Genomic DNA, 17,424 nt, shown 5'->3' on the forward strand with positions numbered 1-17,424 from the left:
ATCCCCACATCGCGCGACGAGACGACATACTGCAAATTGAGGCCATGTCGCTCGCTGCGCTGGCGCGCGAACACGGCACGCCTCTTTTCGTCTATTCGAAGCAGTGGATGCTCGATGCGCTCGGCGCTTATCAACGCGGCTTCGACGGCAGAGACGCGCTGATCTGTTATGCGATGAAGGCCAATTCGTCGCTCGGCGTGCTGCGCGTCTTTGCCGAAGCCGGTTGTGGCTTCGACATCGTGTCGGGCGGCGAGCTCTCGCGTGCACTGGCGGTCGGTGCCGATCCGGCCCGCATCATTTTTTCGGGTGTCGGCAAGACGCGCGCAGAGATGAAGCAGGCGCTCGACGCCGGCATCGGTTGCTTCAACGTTGAAAGCGAAGCCGAACTCGACGTGTTGAACGAGGTGGCATCGACCAGCAACCAACGAGCCCGCATCAGCATTCGCATCAACCCGAACGTCGACCCTAAGACGCATCCGTATATCTCTACGGGTCTCAAGGGGAACAAGTTCGGCATCGCGCACGACCGTGCACTGCACGCATACCGCCATGCGGCGAAGCTGCCAGGACTGGACGTCGTAGGAATCGATTGCCACATCGGGTCGCAGATCACCGAGATGTCTCCTTACCTGGATGCGTGCGAACGCATCCTTGATCTGGTCGAAGCCATCGAGGCCGCGGGCGTACCAATCCGTCATCTGGACTTTGGTGGTGGCTTGGGCATCGACTACAACGGCGAAGTGCCACCGGCTGCCGATGCGCTGTGGAAGCAGTTGCTGGCCCGGCTCGATGCGCGCGGTTTCGGCAATCGCAAGCTGATCATCGAACCCGGTCGTTCACTGGTGGGCAACGCCGGGGTGTGCGTGACAGAAGTGCTCTACGTCAAGCCGGGTGAAGACAAGAACTTCTGCATCATCGATGCGGCGATGAACGACCTGCCGCGTCCTGCGATGTACCAGGCGTTTCAGAATATCGTGCCGCTGCAGATGCGATCTGGTGGATCGGATGAGAGGACGATTTACGACGTGGTCGGTCCGATCTGCGAAAGCGGCGACTGGATCGGCCGGGACCGCTCGCTCAATGTGGAAGCCGGCGATCTGCTCGCAGTGCTCTCTTCAGGCGCGTATTGCATGAGTATGTCGAGCAACTACAACACGCGAGGCCGCGCCGCCGAAGTGATGGTCAGCGGCGCCCGCGCCACGTTGATCCGCCGTCGCGAAACGCTCGAAGATCAGCTCCGCAGCGAGCTTCCCCGCGAAGGCTGAGGACGCACCACCGGTGACGATTGCATCTTCTTTTTCTTGTTGAAAAAGTACCAGACGCGCCAGCCGAGGAGTGCTGCAACGATCGCGACGTAGACGAATACTTCGTTGAAGTTGTTCTTGCCCGCACGCATCCAGAAGAAGTGCAGCAGCCCGAGCCCGGCGATTACATAAACCAGCTTGTGCAGCATCTGCCAGCGCTTGGCGCCCATCGCCTTGATAGCCCGATTGAACGATGTTGCCGCGAGTGGCGTGAGCAGCACGAAGGCCGCAAAGCCCACCAGAATGAACGGCCGCTTGGCAATGTCTTTCGCGATGTCTGCGATGTCGAAACCCATGTCGAACCAGCTGTAACTCAGCAGGTGGAACACGACGTAGAAGTAGGCAAAGAGCCCGAGCATGCGGCGGAATCGTGCCAAGCCGCTTAGCTTGGTCATCACACGCAGTGGTGTGACCGCCAGCACGATGCAGACAAAGCGCAGCGTCCAGTCGCCCGCCGCACGGATCAGGAATTCCGCCGGATTGGCGCCAAGTCCGTCGGTGAAAGCACCGTAGCCCAGCCGAATGAATGGCAGCAGGCAGATCAAGAAGATGATCGGCTTCGCCGCCTTGTGCAGCAACAGCTTGTTGAACACCAGCACAGGCCCGGACGTTGCCATGGCTAGAAAAACTTCTTCAAGTCCATGCCGGCGTAGAGCTGGCCGACCTGGGCTTCGTAGCCATTGAACATTTCTGTCTTGCGGCGCTTGGCGAACAGGCCGCCGCCGTCACCGATGCGGCGTTCGGTCGCCTGGCTCCAGCGTGGATGGTCGACGTTCGGATTCACGTTCGAGTAGAAGCCATATTCATTCGCCGCCGACTTGTTCCAGGCAGTGCTCGGCTCCTTTTCGACGAAGCGGATCTTGACGATCGACTTGGCCGACTTGAAGCCGTACTTCCATGGCACCACGATGCGCACCGGCGCGCCGTTCTGGTTCGGTAGGACTTCGCCGTACATGCCAAAGGCGAGCAACGTCAGCGGGTGCATCGCTTCGTCCATGCGCAGGCCTTCGGCATACGGCCAATCGAGAATGCGCGAGCCGACGAAGGGCATGGTCTTCGGATCGTCGAGCGTCACGAACTCGACGTACTTCGCGTTGCTCTGCGGCTCGACCCTCTTGATGAGTTCAGCCAGCGAATAGCCGACCCAGGGGATGACCATCGACCAGCCCTCGACGCAACGCAGGCGATATATCCGCTCTTCCTGCGCGCTCATCTTGATGAGGTCTTCGATGCCGTACTTGCCCGGCTTTTTGACCAGGCCTTCGACCTCCACCGTCCACGGATGGGTCTTGAGCGTGACGGCGTTCTTTGCAGGATCGGCCTTGTCGGTACCGAACTCGTAGTAATTGTTGTACGTGGTGGCGTCTTTGTAGTCGCTCACCTTTTCGGTCGACATCGCCCCCGCCACGGCAGATTTTCCTCCGGGCAATTTGGCAAGCTTGCCGGGACCGGATGTTTCCGCCATCGCTTCGCGCGAAGCCCAACCGGCCAGTGCCGCACCAGCGGCGCCGCCAGCCATCAGCTTCAAGAGGTCGCGCCGGCCCTCGTAGATGCTGCGTGGGGTGATCTCGCTGGAAGACGAGTGAATGAAGCCATCTTGACGTGAACCGATCGACATGGAAACCTTTCGCGGAATCGTTGTTGCAAAGTTAGTTCGTGCGCGACCCTGCTTTGGTTACGCGCAAGTCGCTTGCCCGGATTCGATGGACGCTGAATCGACCCTACAAGGTCCCGTAGCTGTGCAACCCGCTCAGGAACATGTTGACGCCCAGGAACGCGAAGGTGGTCACCGCCAGGCCACCCAGCGCCCACCAGGCCGCCACCGTGCCGCGCAAACCCTTGACGAGCCGCATGTGCAGCCAGGCCGCGTAGTTGAGCCAGACGATCAGCGCCCAGGTTTCCTTCGGGTCCCAACTCCAGTAGCCGCCCCAGGCGTCCGCCGCCCACAGCGCGCCGAGCACCGTCGCGATCGTGAAAAAGGCGAAGCCCACGGTGATGGACTTGTACATGACATCGTCCAGCACCTCGTTCGACGGCAACCGTGCGGCGATGCGCTTGCGACCCAGCAAAATGCCGGCGGCGATCAGCGCCGAGATGCCCGCATACACCACCCAGTAACTGCCGCCGGCTTCCTGCACACGCTGGCGAAACGCCACCGGCACGAAGCAGAGCGCCACACCCAGCAGCCAGATGGGCGTGAGCTTGTACCAGCGTTTTTCTTGCGCCTGTTCCTTGATGAGGTAGGCAAAAGCGACCATCGCGGCCAGCGAGAAAGTGCCGTAGCCGATGAAGTTGGCGGGCACGTGCAACTTCATCCACCAGCTTTGCAGCGCCGGCACCAGCGGCTGGATCTCATGTGCGCCTTTGACCAGCGTGTACCAGAGTAAAAAGCCGACCGCCGCACTGACCACCAGCATCACGAAGGCGCCCATCGAGCGGGTCTTGTAGGTCGATTCGAAGTAGAGATAGAAGCTGGTCGTCAGCCAGCTGAACAGCACGAAGACTTCGTACAGGTTGCTGACAGGGATGTGGCCGATGTCGGGGCCGAGCAGGTGGCTCTCGTACCAGCGAACCATGGTGCCGATCAGCGCCATGGTGACGCCGGCCCAGGCAATGCGAGAACCGATGAGTTCGAGTGCGTTGCCTTGACGGCCACCGAACAAGCCGAGCCAGTAAAAGGTCGTGCTCATGAAGAACAGCACACTCATCCACAGGATGGCCGACTGGCTCGACAGGAAGTACTTGAGCCAGAACACCGAATCGGCACGCCCGAGGTCACCCTGGTACGAGCTGATCGCCAACAGCGACGCGAAGGCGACGACCAGGGCCAACACCCGCAGCGGCCGCCAGAACCAGCCGAGCGACACGCCGGCGACCATGGCGGCCAGCAGGATAGGCTTTTCGTAATAGTCCATCGAGGCGCCGTAGCGCGTGAACGCGAAGAGCCCGCCGGCCAGCACCAGCGCGGCAAACACCCAATCGAAGGTATCGCGGCGCGACCGCCAGCTGTCGTTGAGAGTGAGGGTCGTCGTGTTCATGCGCTTTGTCCTGGATACCCGCGTTGTCAGGGAGTCTGGGGGGAGTCTGGGGAAACTGGAGAAACTGGGGAAACTGGGGAAACTGGGGAAACTGGAGAAACCGGATTCTGCTTCGAGAAGGCCAGCAACTTGTGCTTCAGATGCTCGAACTCACGGTCGCTGTCGAGCGTTTTGCGGTTCACCGAAAAGGCCATCGATGCGTCGGTGCCCGACACCACGTCACCCTCGGCGCGTTTCGGCGAAAGCCAGATCCAGAGCCGACGCTCGCGCACGTACAGCATCGCAAAAATGCCGGTGATGAGCAACAGGCAGCCGAGATAGACCACGTTCTTGCCCGGCGCGCGCGCCACCTGGAACACGCTCGCCTGCACCTGCTTGAAGTCCGTCATCATCATCGCGACCGGCGCCGGATAGAAGTGCGCGTCGCTTATCGCCAGCACCGATTGCGTCAGGAAAGCCTGCGACTTGTCATCGGGCGGCAAGGCAGCGAGGCCCGCCGTTTCGCGGCTCAGGTTGAGCACCTCGAACAGCACGTCGTTCAGGATGCGTACCAGCACCGCGCCGGCCCGCTCGCGCTCGGCCTTCGGCACATTGACCTCCATGAACTCGGCGATGGCCTGCCAGCCGCCGGCGCTCACCGCGTCGGAGCGTGCTCGTTCAGCGCCGGAGAACAAGGCCAGCGCGCGCGTCGCCGAGGTACGCAGCTGCTCGCCGAGTTCTGGCCGCTTCGGATCGGCGGCGCGCGCGATGTAGCGATCGATGGCGCGGGCCCGCAGGGCCGGGTCGGCCAGCGCGCTTCGCATGCGCACGAAGCCATCCATCGAGCCTTGATCGTCGGCCGGCACGCGCAGGTAACGGAACTGATCTTCGGGCCGTTCGCGCATGCCGAGCAAGAACACCGGCTGGCCGTCGCCCGTGTCGACCGGGATCATGTAGTTCTGGTACTCGCGTGCCTGCCCCGCTGCGTCGCGCAGCTTGTAGCCGATGCTCGGGCCGATGTTGCGCAGCGTCTTGGGCTTGTCGGTTTTGTTCGCGGCACCCAGGCGCGACTCGAAATCGTGCCGAAGGTCGACCTTGCGCACGTCGACCGCGCCGTTGGCCTGCGGGTCGGCAAAGTTCTCGACGTTGATAACCCGCAGCGCGGCAAACTCGAGCGTGAGCTTGTCGGCCCCGTTGGTGATGTCGACGGACGGCCCGCCGATCACGCCTTCGACCTCGAAAGGCTTGGCGGCGGCCGCCATCGGCACCGCCTTGAGCTTCACGCTCGATCCGCCATCGTCGAAGCTCGACTGGTAGATCTCGACGCCCTTGTAGCTCGCCGGGTGGTTCACTTCGATGCGCGCCGGCGTCTCCTTGCCCGTTTCGCGGTCGTGCAGCACCACTTCGCTGGCAAAGAGCTTGGGCATGCCGGTCGAGTAGTAGTCGACGATGAACTTCTTGAGTTCGATCGAGAACGGCAGCTCCTGCAGCAATACACCGTCGGACTGGTTCAGGATCGCGACACTCGATCGGCCGCCCTCGGGCACCAGGATGTTGCCGCGAAAGGTCGGATTGCTGGCAGACAGGCGATGCTCTGGCGCGACGTCGGCGATCATGCCGCCGCCGGTGAACACGCTCTTGCCGTTGAACCAGGTCTGCGCACGCACCACGAGGTCGCCATCGAGCAGGCCGCCAAGGCATATCAAGACGATGGCGCTGTGGGCCGCGATGTAGCCGAGCTTGTGGGCGCCGCCGGCGCGCGCAGCGACCATCCAGCCTGAAGCATCCGGCGAGCCGTTGGCGGCGCTCGCCGACAAGTCCCGCCGCTGCAGCTTCACCTTCCAGCCGCCGCCCGCGAGCAACTGCCCTATGCGATTGGCCGCGGCCTCCGGCGTTTCAGCCAGCACCGTTTCGGCGCGCTGGCCGAAAGCCTTCAGGCTCTGCGCGCGGATGTCTTCCTTGAAAGTCTTGAGGTCGGCCGCGATACGCGGCGTGTTGCGCCCGATGCACAACGACGTGCTGATCACCAGAAAAAGCAGGATCAGTAAAAACCACCAAGCGCTGTAAATCGAATCGAGCTTGGCGGCATGAAAAAGCTCGGACCAAAACGGGCCGAACTGGTTGATGTAATTGCCGATCGGTTCGTGTTGCTTCAGCACCGTGCCGATGATCGATGCGATGCAGATGATGGTCAGCAAAGAGATCGCGAACCGCATCGACGAAAACAGTTCCACCGCCGCGCGAAGCGATTGCGGGCCGCGACGAACACGAAGACCGTGGGTGGAGATGGACATGAGAGCAAAAAAGCGGGCCATCCCCCTGGATAAGCCCGCCTGTTGGTCTGATTTATTGGCGGTTAGTTCAAAAACGACTACTGCGTGTCATGCGCTTCTGTTCGTGAAGCACCGCGGAACCGGCTTAGCCGGGCCGCTGGTGCTGCCCCCGGTCAGGGGGTGGGCGGCTACACGCAGTGAGCCAACCTATGGGCGAGTTCAGCGCAATCCGGCGATGTAATCGGACACAGCCTTGATCTCGCGGTCGTTGAGCTTGGCAGCGACACCCGTCATCTGGATACTGTTCGTGCGGACGTTATCGCGAAACATGGTGAGTTCGGTCGCGATGTAGTCGGCGTGCTGGCCTCCGAGCCGCGGGTACTGTGCGGGAATACCCGCGCCATCGGGACTGTGGCAACCGGCACAAGCTGGGATCTGGCGATCGGCGATGCCGCCGCGATAGATCTTTTCTCCAAGTGCGACCGTGGCCTTGTCTTTAGCGAAGCCTGGCTTCATTTTTATGGAGCCCATGAACCACGCGATGTCGCGCATTTCACCGTCGCTCAACGTGGCGGCCATTCCCTGCATGACCGCGTTCTTGCGCTTGCCGGCCTTGAACTCGACCAACTGCTTGTACAAATACTCCGGGTGTTGTTGCGCCAGCTTGGGGTTGGCCGGCACCGCCGAGTTACCGTCCGCGTTATGGCACGAAGCGCAGGCCTTGGCAGCGAACGCCGCCTCGCCTTTGACCAGATCCGGCTTGGCTGGCTTGGCCGGCGCGGCTGCGGGCTCATCTGCAGCGAAGCTCGGACTGACGGCGATGCCCATGAGGGCTGCAAGCAGAAAATGGGCAACAAACTTCATATCGGGGGCTCGAATTTATGGCGCAAAACCGCGCGATTCTACAATGGCGCCCCGTTCCGAAAGCCAACAGATGACCACCCCTTTGCCGAAGCCGGCCCACACCCGGCCCGGCCCGGACCCCGCTACAGCAGAACGCGAACGCATCGCGCTCGGCTGGCTGCACACCGCCCATTTCTTGACCAGTGCACCGCAACTGGAACACTTACCGCCGCTCGACCTCCCGGAATTCGCTTTCGTCGGGCGCTCCAACGCGGGCAAGTCCACTGCCATCAACACGCTGACGCAGCAAACGCGGCTGGCCTTCGCCTCGAAGACGCCGGGCCGCACCCAGCACATCAACCTCTTCGGCCTCGGCAAGCAAAAGGTCGACGATGCCGTGCTGGCCGACTTGCCCGGCTACGGCTACGCAGCCGTGCCCAAAGAAGCCAAGCTGCGATGGCAACGCGTGATGGGCAACTACCTCATGACGCGCGAAACGCTGCGCGGCGTCGTGCTGATGTGCGACCCGCGACATGGCCTGACCGAGCTCGACGAGATCCTGCTCGACGTGATCCGGCCCCGCGTGGCGGAAGGGCTGAAGTTTCTCGTGCTGCTCACCAAGTCCGACAAGCTGACCCGCTCCGAAGGCGCCAAGGCGCTGTCGATTGCGCGACTGCAGAGCGGCGGCGGCGAGGTCAAACTGTTCTCCGCCCTGAAAAAACAGGGCGTCGGCGAGGCGGCCGAGTTGATCTGGCGTTGGGCCCATCCTGAAGTGCCCGAGCCGGCGGCGAAAGAGGCGCCCGCCGATCCAGACTGAGTCAAAACAACAGGAGACGAACTGATGATCGAGACCTTTCAACGCACCTTGCCCAACGGCACCACGCTGAGCTGCCGGGCCGCCGGCAAGCCGGGACGGCCCTTGATGGTATTTCTGCACGGCTTCCCGGAGGCAGCGTTCATCTGGGACGAGTTGCTCGCGTATTTTTCGAGCGATGCGCACGGTGGTTATCGCTGTGTCGCGCCCAATCTGCGTGGCTTCGAAAAGTCCAGCGCACCGACCGACGTGGCCAGCTACAAGGCGCATCTGTTGATCCAGGACATCCAGCAACTTGTCGCCACCGAAAGCGCAGACGGCAGCATGGCCGCGCTGGTCGCTCACGACTGGGGCGGCGCGTTCGCATGGGGTTACGGCAACGCCTTTCCGGCGCAGGTCGGCAAGCTGGTCATCATCAATTCGCCGCATCCCGGAACCTTCATGCGGGAGTTGCGTGACAACCCGGCGCAGCAGAAGGCCAGTGCCTACATGCACTTCCTGTCGCGTCCCGATGCCGAGGTTTTGCTGGCAGCCGACGACTTCAAGCGCATGTGGCCGTTCTTCACTTTGATGAAGGCAGGCCCGGACGGCTTCGGCTGGCTCACAGAAGCGGTCAAGGACCAGTACCGCGAGGTGTGGAGCGCCGGACTGACCGGTGCTTGCAACCTGTACCGCGTGACACCGATGAAGCCGCCTTTGCCTGATGCGGCAGGGGGTTGGATCGACAGCATTCCCGTGCTCCCGCGCGAGCGCTTCACCGTGGATGTGCCGACCTTCGTCTTCTGGGCGCTCGACGATGCCGCGCTGCTGCCGGGCCTGCTCGATGGGCTTAAAGACTACGTGCCGAATCTGACGGTCAAGAAGGTGCCGAACGCGACCCACTGGATCGTCCACGAGCAGCCCGCGCTGGTGGCACGGGAGATCGAGACTTTCCTGAATCGATAGCCGGCCACCCAGCGGTCAATAGACCGCGGGCTCGCCGTCAGGCCGCGTCTTGAAACGTCGGTGTACCCAGTAATACTGCGACGGCATGGTGTCTATGTAGCCTTCGAGACGCTTGTTCATCAAGGCGGTATCGGCCTCCACATCGTCGGTCGGAAAGTTCTGCCACGATGGGAGCACTTCGATGTCGTAGCCGGTCTTCGTCATCCGCGAGAGCACCGGCACGATCTTCGCGCGACCCAGCCGGGCGAAGCGCGACAGCGACGGCACAGTGGCCGCCGGCACCCCGTAAAACGGCACGAAGATCGACTCCTGCGGCCCAAAATTCATGTCGGGCAGCAGGTACAACAAACCGCCCTTGCGCAAGCCGCTCACGATCGGCTTCACGCCCGAGGTGCGATCGAACACCCGCACCTCGCGATGAAAGCGCGTGCGGCCCACTTCCAGCCAGTCGTTGATAAGCGGATTGCGCTGCGGCGTGAAGATCGAGGTCCATGGGCGCGGAACGCCGATCGACAGCGCCGTGCCGCCCGCATCGAGCCCACAGAAGTGCGGCGCGAACACGATGGTCGGCGCCTCGCCTTCGAGCTCGCTCAAGGCGCCGTGCAGATTCAACCGCGCCTGGACCACTGCGAGCGGCGCATGCCACAGCCAGCTGCGATCGAGCCAGGCCTGTGCCACATGCACGAAGGTTTCGCGCGCCACGCGGCGGCGGCGTTGCGGCGTCCAGTCCGGAAAGCAGAGCTTCAGGTTGACGTCGACCACGTGCCGCCGCGGTCGCGCGACGGTGTGCAGCAAGACGCCCATGGCGGCACCGAAACCGCGAATCAATGGCAGCGGCAAGTGCGCCAGCATGCGCATGAAGCCGATGCCGAGCTTGGCACCCAGGCTCACGCTTCGTCCCTCGGTCGCTTGTAGCGGCCATAGCCCCAAAGGTACTGTCCGGGCAGTCGTTCGATCAGTCGCATCAAGGTCTCATTCATTGCAGTGGCGGCGGCCTCGGGTGTCGCGCCGGCGTCGTGCAGCGCGGGCGCATCGACTGCCTCGAAGTGGATCACAAAACGCGCATCGGGCAGCCGTTCGCACCAGGTCATGAGGACCTGCGCGCCGGTCTGCTGCGCAAGGCGGGCCAGCAAGGTCATGGTGTAGGCCGGCCGGCCAAAGAACGGCGCCCACACGCCCTGCCCTTGCGGTGGGACCTGGTCGGGCAACAAGCCGGTGTAGCCGCCGCTGCGCATCACGCGCATCAGGCCGCGCACGCCGGCCAGCGTGGTGGGCAGCGCCTTCAGGCCGGGCCGGTCGCGCGACCCTGCGGTGAGGTCCGCAAGCCAGGCCTTGCGCGCCGGGCGGTACAGCACGGTGAGCGGCCCGTGCTCCGGTGCGAAGCGCTCCGCGATGGCCTGACCGATCATCTCCCAGCTGCCGACATGGGGCGTCGCGAGAATGACGCCGCGCCCCGTGGCGAGTGCCTGCTCGAACACGTCTTCATTGAACCAGCGCACACGCGTCAGCACACTGACGCCGGGTGGTCGCAGCCAGAGCCACGGTAGCTCCGCGACCATCTTGCCGGCCGCGCCGATGGCCGGCCGGTATTGCGCACGCGTGAATCCCGCCGCCTCGGCGTTGGCCTTGATGCGACGGCGGTACGTCGGAGAGCACGCATACACCAGCCAGCCCAGCCCCGCGCCGATCCGATGCATCCATGGCAGCGGCACGCGGGCGAGCAGGCGGAACAGAGTGATCATCGAAAACGAGGGGGGTTTTGAAACACGAAGCATGCGCATCGGCACATGGAATTCACAGGCGATGCGCACCCGGCGCAGCTCGAATAGAATGCAAATTGTCGCTGAGTTAATGGAACTACTTGCAGGGCGACACGCACAAGCGCCGGGCGATTGTGCATTGCCATATCGGCATTCTGCTAAAGCGTTCGCCAGAGATCCCAAAGGAATCGGCAACGCGCCTTTTCAACTTTGATGGAGTTTCAAAAAATGGCGAATGACTTTCTCTTCACTTCCGAATCCGTCTCCGAAGGCCATCCCGACAAGGTTGCCGACCAGATTTCTGACGCGATCCTCGATGCGATTTTCGAGCAGGACCCGCGCAGCCGGGTCGCCGCTGAAACGCTGACCAACACCGGCCTGGTGGTGCTCGCCGGCGAGATCACCACCAACGCGCACGTCGACTACATCCAGGTGGCGCGCGACACCATCAAGCGCATCGGCTACGACAACACCGAGTACGGCATCGACTACAAGGGTTGCGCCGTGATGGTCTGCTACGACAAGCAGTCCAACGACATCGCGCAAGGCGTCGACCACGCATCGGACGACCACCTGAACACCGGCGCCGGCGACCAGGGCCTGATGTTCGGCTACGCCTGCGACGAGACGCCCGAGCTGATGCCCGCGCCCATCTACTACGCACACCGCCTCGTGGAACGCCAGGCGCAATTGCGCAAGGACGGCCGTCTGCCTTTCCTGCGCCCCGATGCCAAGAGCCAGGTGACCATGCGCTACCTCGATGGCAAGCCGCACAGTATCGACACCGTGGTGCTTTCCACCCAGCACCATCCTGACCAGAGCGAGACGCAAACCAAGATGAAGGCCTCGTTCACCGAAGCCATCATCGAAGAGATCATCAAGCCGGTGCTACCGAAGGAATGGCTGAAGAACACCCGCTACCTGATCAACCCGACCGGCCGCTTTGTCATCGGCGGTCCGCAAGGCGATTGCGGCCTTACAGGGCGAAAGATCATCGTCGACACCTACGGCGGCGCCTGCCCGCACGGCGGCGGCGCGTTCTCGGGCAAGGACCCGTCGAAGGTCGACCGCTCGGCCGCCTACGCCGCGCGTTACGTGGCCAAGAACATCGTGGCCGCCGGCATCGCGCGGCAGTGCCAGATCCAGGTGGCCTATGCGATCGGCGTGGCCGAGCCGATGAACATCACGGTCTACACCGAAGGCACTGGCCTGATCTCCGACGAGAAGATCGCCGCCCTGGTGCGCGAGCATTTCGACCTGCGTCCCAAGGGGATCATCCAGATGCTCGACCTGCTCCGCCCGGTTTACCAGAAGACTGCCGCCTACGGCCACTTCGGCCGTGAAGAGCCCGAGTTCACCTGGGAAAACACCAGCATCGCGCCCAAGCTGCGGGCAGCCGCTGGCCTGTAAGGCGGGCGACGCTCGCTACTGCCGCGTGTGGGTCGCGCGGTGGCGCTGCACTTCGGCGCTGCGCAGCGCCGCATGTTTGGTCACCCGGCCGGCCATTCGTTTGCGCCAGGTCCTGAACGAGCCGGGCTTCAACTGACGCCTCATGAGGGCGACGACCGCCGAGTCGTTCAGACCGAACTGCAGCGCGATCGCCTCGAATGCGGTGCGATCTTCCCAGGCCATTTCAACGATGCGCGAGATATCTGCATCGTTGAGGCCTGTCATGGCGGCATCAGGGCTCGGGATCACGTAGACCCTGTCGCGGAAGGTCGGCGCCAGGTCCTGGTGTTCGGTCGCAGCGCAATTTGTTGCAGCGCATTCATTGCATCACCCTTATCGCACCTGCAGCGCAGCAAAGACTCGCGACCACAGTCAGCACCAGACGCATCGGCAGCCAGCCGCGAACTCCGAAATCGGGGTACGTCACTCGGTCCACCGCAAAACATGCCCAAAGTCCGGCGACGACCACCCAGAGACCCGTTGCCGGGTCAATCAGCAACGCGATCCAGGCGACCAGAGCGGGTGTCACGCCCCACACGAGCGAACCGGTCGACCGACCACCCGACGCATCGCGCATGACAAGGCCCCAGTGGACGGCACCCAAAAAACCGAGGATGGAAGCGCCGTAGGCCACCAGAGCTGAAAGGCTGCGGGCACGGTCGGTCGGCTCCAGCAGCCAGACCGCAAACGCGAGCCCGGCGAACGGCATCAAGCCGCCGTAGCCAAGCACCTGGGCCCAACGGGTCGGGCCCCGAGGGACAGTTGCGGTCAAGGGGATTCTGCTTGGGTGCCCAGCTGCTTTTGCGGCGCTTCGGGCGTGCCAGAGGGTGCTCCGAGCTGGCTGGGACGGCACATTTTTTCTCCGTCCCATTGTTGGCCGCACCAGCAGTGGCCCCGCGCATCGATGATGCAGGTACCGGTTCCGCAACAGCGTTCGTCGTCTGGCATAGAAGGTCTTTAAAAAGTTGGAACGTCAGGCTCGGTAAGTCACGGCGGTCATTGACGGCTCTGGAATGCGAGCTCGCGTTGCAGCCTAGCCTGTGGCGCTGGTGTGCGGGACTCTCAGCCGCCTTGTCCCTGCAACTCGCAGCCCATTGCCGACTTTGCAAGCCGGCGCGCATCGCCTCAGAAGTGATAGGAAGCGCCCGCGCCCACCGTCCAGTTACGCCCGGGCGCCGGTTCGTAGTACCGCGCATTGCCTTCGTTCACGATGACCGAGCCGACATAGCGTCGGTTGAACAGGTTGTCGACGCGCGCGAAGGCGTTCAACTCCCAATGCTCGAGCCGCTTCGCATAGCCCGCTTCGAGTGCGGCCAGCATGTAGCCTGGCGCGCGCGCGTTGTTGACATCGTTGGCCTGGATGCGGCTCAGTGCCCGCAGCTCCGCACCGGCATGCCAGCCCTCCGGAGGCGCCCAGCCGAACGACGCGAAGACCGACTGCCTCGCGATGCCAGGTATTCGATTGCCGGCCGCCACGGTGTTGTTCGCGGCACAAGGTGACGGCGAGCAGAACTGATCCCGGTAACGCGCGTCGAGCAAGGTGTAGGCGAGCTGCGTGCGCCAATAGTTCGCGGTCTCGTGTTGCCACCCCAACTCGAACCCATCGCGGCGGGTACGCCCCGCATTCTGAAAGGTGGCCCGACCGCCGATGTTGGTGTTGGTGACGATTTCGTCGCGCGTGCCGGTGCGGAACAACGCGGCGGTCAGCAACCCACCGCCGACCTTGGCCTTGGCCCCTACTTCCAAGCTGTCGTTGACGGCCGGCTGCAACGCGAAGTTGAGTCCGCTGGCGCCGCCAGCGCGGTACGACAGCTCGTTGAGCGTCGGCGTCTCGAAACCGCGACCGGCCGAGGTGTACACCGCCACATCCGGTGTCACCTCGTAGCGCAGTGACACGACAGGCAAGGTCTTTTCGTACCGGGCGCTGCCGCTGTCATTGCCGTTGGCGCCGATGATGTAGCGGTCTTGCGAATCGAAGTGCACCGCACTGCGTCGCACGCCGGCTTCGAGCGTCCAGCGCTCGGCGAACTGCCACGTCGCCTGCGCGTAGGGGTCCAGGTTCCACACCGTGTTGCGCTCGTTTCGACGCAGCCGGCCCTGCACGCCGAGGATGGGCGCCGTGATGCGACCGATGTAGTTTTCATAGCCCGTACGCCATTCGCGCAGGCTGTCGTACGCCAGGCCCGCGACGATGTCGAAGGGACGGTCAGCCAGTTGCAGCTTGGCAGACCAGCGCAAGTCGATGCCGCCGTAGTCGCGTGCCAGATTGATCACGCCGCCCGACTGCAGCGGATTCAATTGAGCCGATGGCGGGATCGCCTGAAACTGCGTTGTCTTTCGCTCGCCCGTGTAGACCATCAGACGCAACGTTTGCGACGCGTCGATACGCCGCTCGTAGGTCAGGCCGGCCTGGGTCTGATCGACCGTCTTGCGCGTGTCGTATTGCACCGCGAGTGGCGCGCTGCGGGGAGCCATCGCGTACTGGTCCGCCGTGAGGCCGAGTGCGTCTTGCGCCTTCAAGTGGACGCTGTTGACCACCAGCGTGAGCTTGTCGCCGTTGTCCAGCGCGATGCCCAGCTTGCCGTTGACGATGTCGCGTTGCGCGGCGCTGTGCGCGCGGTAACCATCGATGCTGAAGTGGCTGCCGCTCAGCAAGTAATCGACGGCGCCGGACGAGCCGCTGACCATCGTGCTTTGGCGCAACGCACCGTAGGCGCCAGCGGCAAACGAATAGCTGAGCTTGGGTGGTCCCGCTCCGTTTTCGGTGAACACCTGCATCACGCCGCCCGACGAGTTGCCGTAGAGCGCCGAGAAAGGTCCGCGCAGCACCTCGACGCGATCGACCGAGCCGATGTCGATGTTCGACGTCTGGCCTTGCCCGTCCGGCAACGTGGCCGGAACGCCGTCGACGTAGATGCGCACCCCACGCACGCCGAAGGTCGATCGGGCACCGAAGCCGCGTATGGACAACTGCAGGTCTTGCGCATAGTTCTGGCGGTTCTGCACCAGCAGGCCGGGCACCGCGCCCAGACTTTCAGAGAGGTTGACCTGCAGCTTGTCGTTGCGCAGATCGCTGCCTTCGACCCGGTCGACGGAGCCGGCGACATCGAAAGGCGAGGCAGCGCCACGGGGCGTCGACACGGTGATTGCGGGCAACGTGGACAGCGTGGGCGCCGTATCCGTCGCGGTCTGGGCACCGGCAGGCACACTCACGAGCCCTTGCGCCAACAGCGCAGCGATCGACTGGAAAGCGGCGACCTTCAGGATGTGTCGTTTCATCGGATCGATTTTGCTGCAGGTGTCTACACCCGCATATGCTCCGGTTCCCGGGCCACTGCGATCCCGACCCCCTCATCGTCTTGATTGTCTTCAACCGCCGGAACTGCATGCGCATCGTCTTTCACTGCGGCTCGTCCCTCTGGCGCTGGTCATTCGCCCTGGCCGTGCTGCTGCTCAACGCCTGTGCCGGTTTGCCCGCACCTTCGACCGCGCCACCGGTGCATGCAATCGCGGCATCGACCACGACCGAACTGGGGCGCCTCACCGCGCCCTACCGTGCCGAGCCTCCCGACGGGAGCACCGCGCTGTCGGGCATTCGTGCCCTGCCGCAACCCGAGTTCGCCCTCGATGCGCGGCTGCAGCTCATCCGCCGCGCACAGTCGTCGCTCGACCTGCAGTACTACCTGCTCGGCAACGACAAGACCGGCAAATTGATCTTGCGAGAACTGCGCAACGCCGCCTTGCGCGGTGTGCGGGTGCGCTTGCTGCTGGACGATTTCTACACGGGCGGCCTCGATCCGATGCTCCTCGGCCTGGCGTCTTACCCGAATGTCGAAGTGCGCCTGTTCAACCCGTTCGCCTCCGGCCGCGAGAGCATGGCGACGCGCTGGATCAGCTTTGCCAGCGAGTTCCGACGACTCAACCACCGCATGCACAACAAGCTCTTCGTGGCCGACGGCGCGATGGCGATCGCGGGCGGTCGCAATCTCGCCGACGAATACTTCCTGCGCGGTGCCGGCGACAACTTCATCGACCTCGACCTGATGATGGCCGGGTCGGTCGTGACCGAACTGTCGGCGCTCTTCGACACCTACTGGAACAGCGAGGTGGTCTATTCGTTGGCGCGCATCGTCGTGCCACACGCCTCGCGAGAACAGCTGCGCGCCAACTTCGACGTGCTGACTGCGCCGACTTCGGCACCAGAACCGGCGCCCGTGCCCGACGCCGACATGTTCGGCGATGCGCCCATCGGCGCCGCCTTGGCGCAAGGCCGCATCGAACTCATCCGTGCCAGCGCGACCGCGGCCGCCGACAGTCCATTGAAGGCGCTCGACGAAGGCAGCGGCAGTTCCATCACCGGCCGCTTCAGCTCGCCGCAGACGCTGGCCGACCGCACGCACACGCTCTTCGACACCGCCAAATCCGACATCGTGGTGATCTCGCCGTACTTCATTCCTGGCGATGCCGGCCTCGATCAGATGCGGCGGCTGCGCGGGCGCGGCGTCAACATGACAGTGGGGACCAATTCGCTTGCCGACACCGACGAGCCACTGGTCAACATCAACTACAACAACTACCGGGTCGCGATGCTCAAGCTCGGCGTCGAGCTGTACGAAGTCAGCTCGGTGCAGATCAAGCGCAGCCTCAACTTGCGCAAGACGTTCGCACAATCGCGAGGCCGCTTGCACGCCAAACTTGCGTTGATCGATCGCGAATCGGTGCTGGTCGGCTCGATGAATTTCGATCCGCGCTCAGCCCGCCTCAACACCGAGTTAGGCGTTCGGGTGCAAAGCTTCGAGCTGGCGCACCAGCTCATCGAAGCGTTTCAGATCGATGAAGCCCAGGGCGTGTACAGACTCAAGTTGAAGCCCGGCACCGACCAGGTTCAGTGGTTCAGCACGGACGGCACCGACGATGTCTTCGACGACGAGCCCGAGGCCAGCATGATCGTGCGGCTCAAGCTGCTGTTCTTCTCCTGGTTCGTGCCGAGCGACTTGCTGTGACGCCCGGCATCTCCTG

General features: G+C 63.4%; 16 protein-coding genes. 6 read left to right on the plus strand and 10 right to left on the minus strand.

The window, feature by feature from the left end:
- Positions 1-44 precede the first annotated feature (44 nt).
- Positions 45-1,265 carry a diaminopimelate decarboxylase gene (lysA, locus tag QN413_RS00355; RefSeq protein WP_323494702.1) on the plus strand — a complete coding sequence of 407 codons (1,221 nt, stop codon included), beginning with the start codon at positions 45-47 and terminating at the stop codon, positions 1,263-1,265.
- Here the strand turns inward: lysA and QN413_RS00360 are convergent.
- The 5 genes from QN413_RS00360 to QN413_RS00380 all read right to left on the minus strand — a co-directional run bounded on the left by QN413_RS00360 (position 1,232) and on the right by QN413_RS00380 (position 7,458).
- Complete coding sequence (locus tag QN413_RS00360; protein WP_323494703.1) at positions 1,232-1,921, minus strand: protein-methionine-sulfoxide reductase heme-binding subunit MsrQ; 690 nt, start codon at positions 1,919-1,921, stop codon at positions 1,232-1,234. The two genes, lysA and QN413_RS00360, sit on opposite strands and share 34 nt — an antisense overlap.
- A gap of 2 nt (positions 1,922-1,923) precedes the next feature.
- On the minus strand, positions 1,924-2,922 hold the full coding sequence (msrP, locus tag QN413_RS00365) for a protein-methionine-sulfoxide reductase catalytic subunit MsrP (RefSeq protein ID WP_323494704.1): 999 nt from the start codon (positions 2,920-2,922) through the stop codon (positions 1,924-1,926).
- Positions 2,923-3,025: 103 nt separating this feature from the next.
- Positions 3,026-4,342 (minus strand): c-type cytochrome biogenesis protein CcsB, encoded by a 1,317-nt coding sequence (ccsB, locus tag QN413_RS00370; protein WP_323494705.1) that lies wholly within the window; start codon positions 4,340-4,342, stop codon positions 3,026-3,028.
- 26 nt (positions 4,343-4,368) lie between these two features.
- Positions 4,369-6,615, minus strand: coding sequence for a cytochrome c biogenesis protein ResB (locus tag QN413_RS00375; protein ID WP_323494706.1), 2,247 nt, complete (start codon positions 6,613-6,615; stop codon positions 4,369-4,371).
- A gap of 198 nt (positions 6,616-6,813) precedes the next feature.
- The gene (locus QN413_RS00380; protein ID WP_323494707.1) at positions 6,814-7,458 is read right to left on the minus strand and encodes a c-type cytochrome; all 645 of its coding nucleotides are present in this window, start codon (positions 7,456-7,458) and stop codon (positions 6,814-6,816) included.
- 70 nt (positions 7,459-7,528) lie between these two features.
- Here QN413_RS00380 and yihA point away from each other — a divergent pair, with 70 nt between their 5' ends.
- Positions 7,529-8,254: a ribosome biogenesis GTP-binding protein YihA/YsxC gene (gene yihA / locus QN413_RS00385; protein WP_323494708.1), complete on the plus strand. Its 726-nt coding sequence runs from the start codon at positions 7,529-7,531 to the stop codon at positions 8,252-8,254.
- 24 nt (positions 8,255-8,278) lie between these two features.
- On the plus strand, positions 8,279-9,196 hold the full coding sequence (locus tag QN413_RS00390; protein ID WP_323494709.1) for an alpha/beta hydrolase: 918 nt from the start codon (positions 8,279-8,281) through the stop codon (positions 9,194-9,196).
- Between the two features lie 15 nt (positions 9,197-9,211).
- Here QN413_RS00390 and QN413_RS00395 read toward each other — a convergent pair whose 3' ends face one another.
- Entirely contained in the window at positions 9,212-10,087 is an 876-nt protein-coding gene (locus QN413_RS00395) for a lipid A biosynthesis acyltransferase (protein WP_323494710.1), read from the minus strand.
- The gene (locus QN413_RS00400) at positions 10,084-10,938 is read right to left on the minus strand and encodes a lysophospholipid acyltransferase family protein (protein WP_323494711.1); all 855 of its coding nucleotides are present in this window, start codon (positions 10,936-10,938) and stop codon (positions 10,084-10,086) included. Before QN413_RS00400 ends, QN413_RS00395 begins: the two co-directional genes overlap by 4 nt.
- On the opposite strand from QN413_RS00400, the gene QN413_RS00405 reads away from it, so the two are divergent.
- Together QN413_RS00405 and metK are read left to right on the plus strand one after the other, a co-directional pair.
- Positions 10,931-11,170 carry a hypothetical protein gene (locus QN413_RS00405; RefSeq protein ID WP_323494712.1) on the plus strand — a complete coding sequence of 80 codons (240 nt, stop codon included), beginning with the start codon at positions 10,931-10,933 and terminating at the stop codon, positions 11,168-11,170. The two genes, QN413_RS00400 and QN413_RS00405, sit on opposite strands and share 8 nt — an antisense overlap.
- 14 nt (positions 11,171-11,184) lie before the next feature.
- Positions 11,185-12,366 (plus strand): methionine adenosyltransferase, encoded by a 1,182-nt coding sequence (metK, locus tag QN413_RS00410; protein WP_323494713.1) that lies wholly within the window; start codon positions 11,185-11,187, stop codon positions 12,364-12,366.
- A gap of 15 nt (positions 12,367-12,381) precedes the next feature.
- On the opposite strand, the gene QN413_RS00415 is transcribed toward metK, so the two are convergent.
- The 3 genes from QN413_RS00415 to QN413_RS00425 form a co-directional block, all read right to left on the minus strand.
- A complete protein-coding gene (locus QN413_RS00415) occupies positions 12,382-12,630 on the minus strand; it encodes a TIGR03643 family protein (protein ID WP_323494714.1) in 249 nt (82 codons plus the stop codon).
- 94 nt (positions 12,631-12,724) lie between these two features.
- Positions 12,725-13,177, minus strand: a complete 453-nt coding sequence (locus QN413_RS00420) for a DUF3429 domain-containing protein (RefSeq protein WP_323494715.1) — start codon at positions 13,175-13,177, stop codon at positions 12,725-12,727.
- 353 nt (positions 13,178-13,530) lie between these two features.
- Positions 13,531-15,684: a TonB-dependent receptor gene (locus QN413_RS00425; RefSeq protein WP_323494716.1), complete on the minus strand. Its 2,154-nt coding sequence runs from the start codon at positions 15,682-15,684 to the stop codon at positions 13,531-13,533.
- Positions 15,685-15,791: 107 nt separating this feature from the next.
- On the opposite strand from QN413_RS00425, the gene QN413_RS00430 reads away from it, so the two are divergent.
- Positions 15,792-17,408, plus strand: coding sequence for a phospholipase D family protein (locus tag QN413_RS00430; RefSeq protein WP_323494717.1), 1,617 nt, complete (start codon positions 15,792-15,794; stop codon positions 17,406-17,408).
- Positions 17,409-17,424: the final 16 nt, after the last annotated feature.

It is taken from the genome of Variovorax sp. LG9.2 (assembly GCF_035018885.1).
Classification (GTDB): domain Bacteria; phylum Pseudomonadota; class Gammaproteobacteria; order Burkholderiales; family Burkholderiaceae_C; genus Variovorax.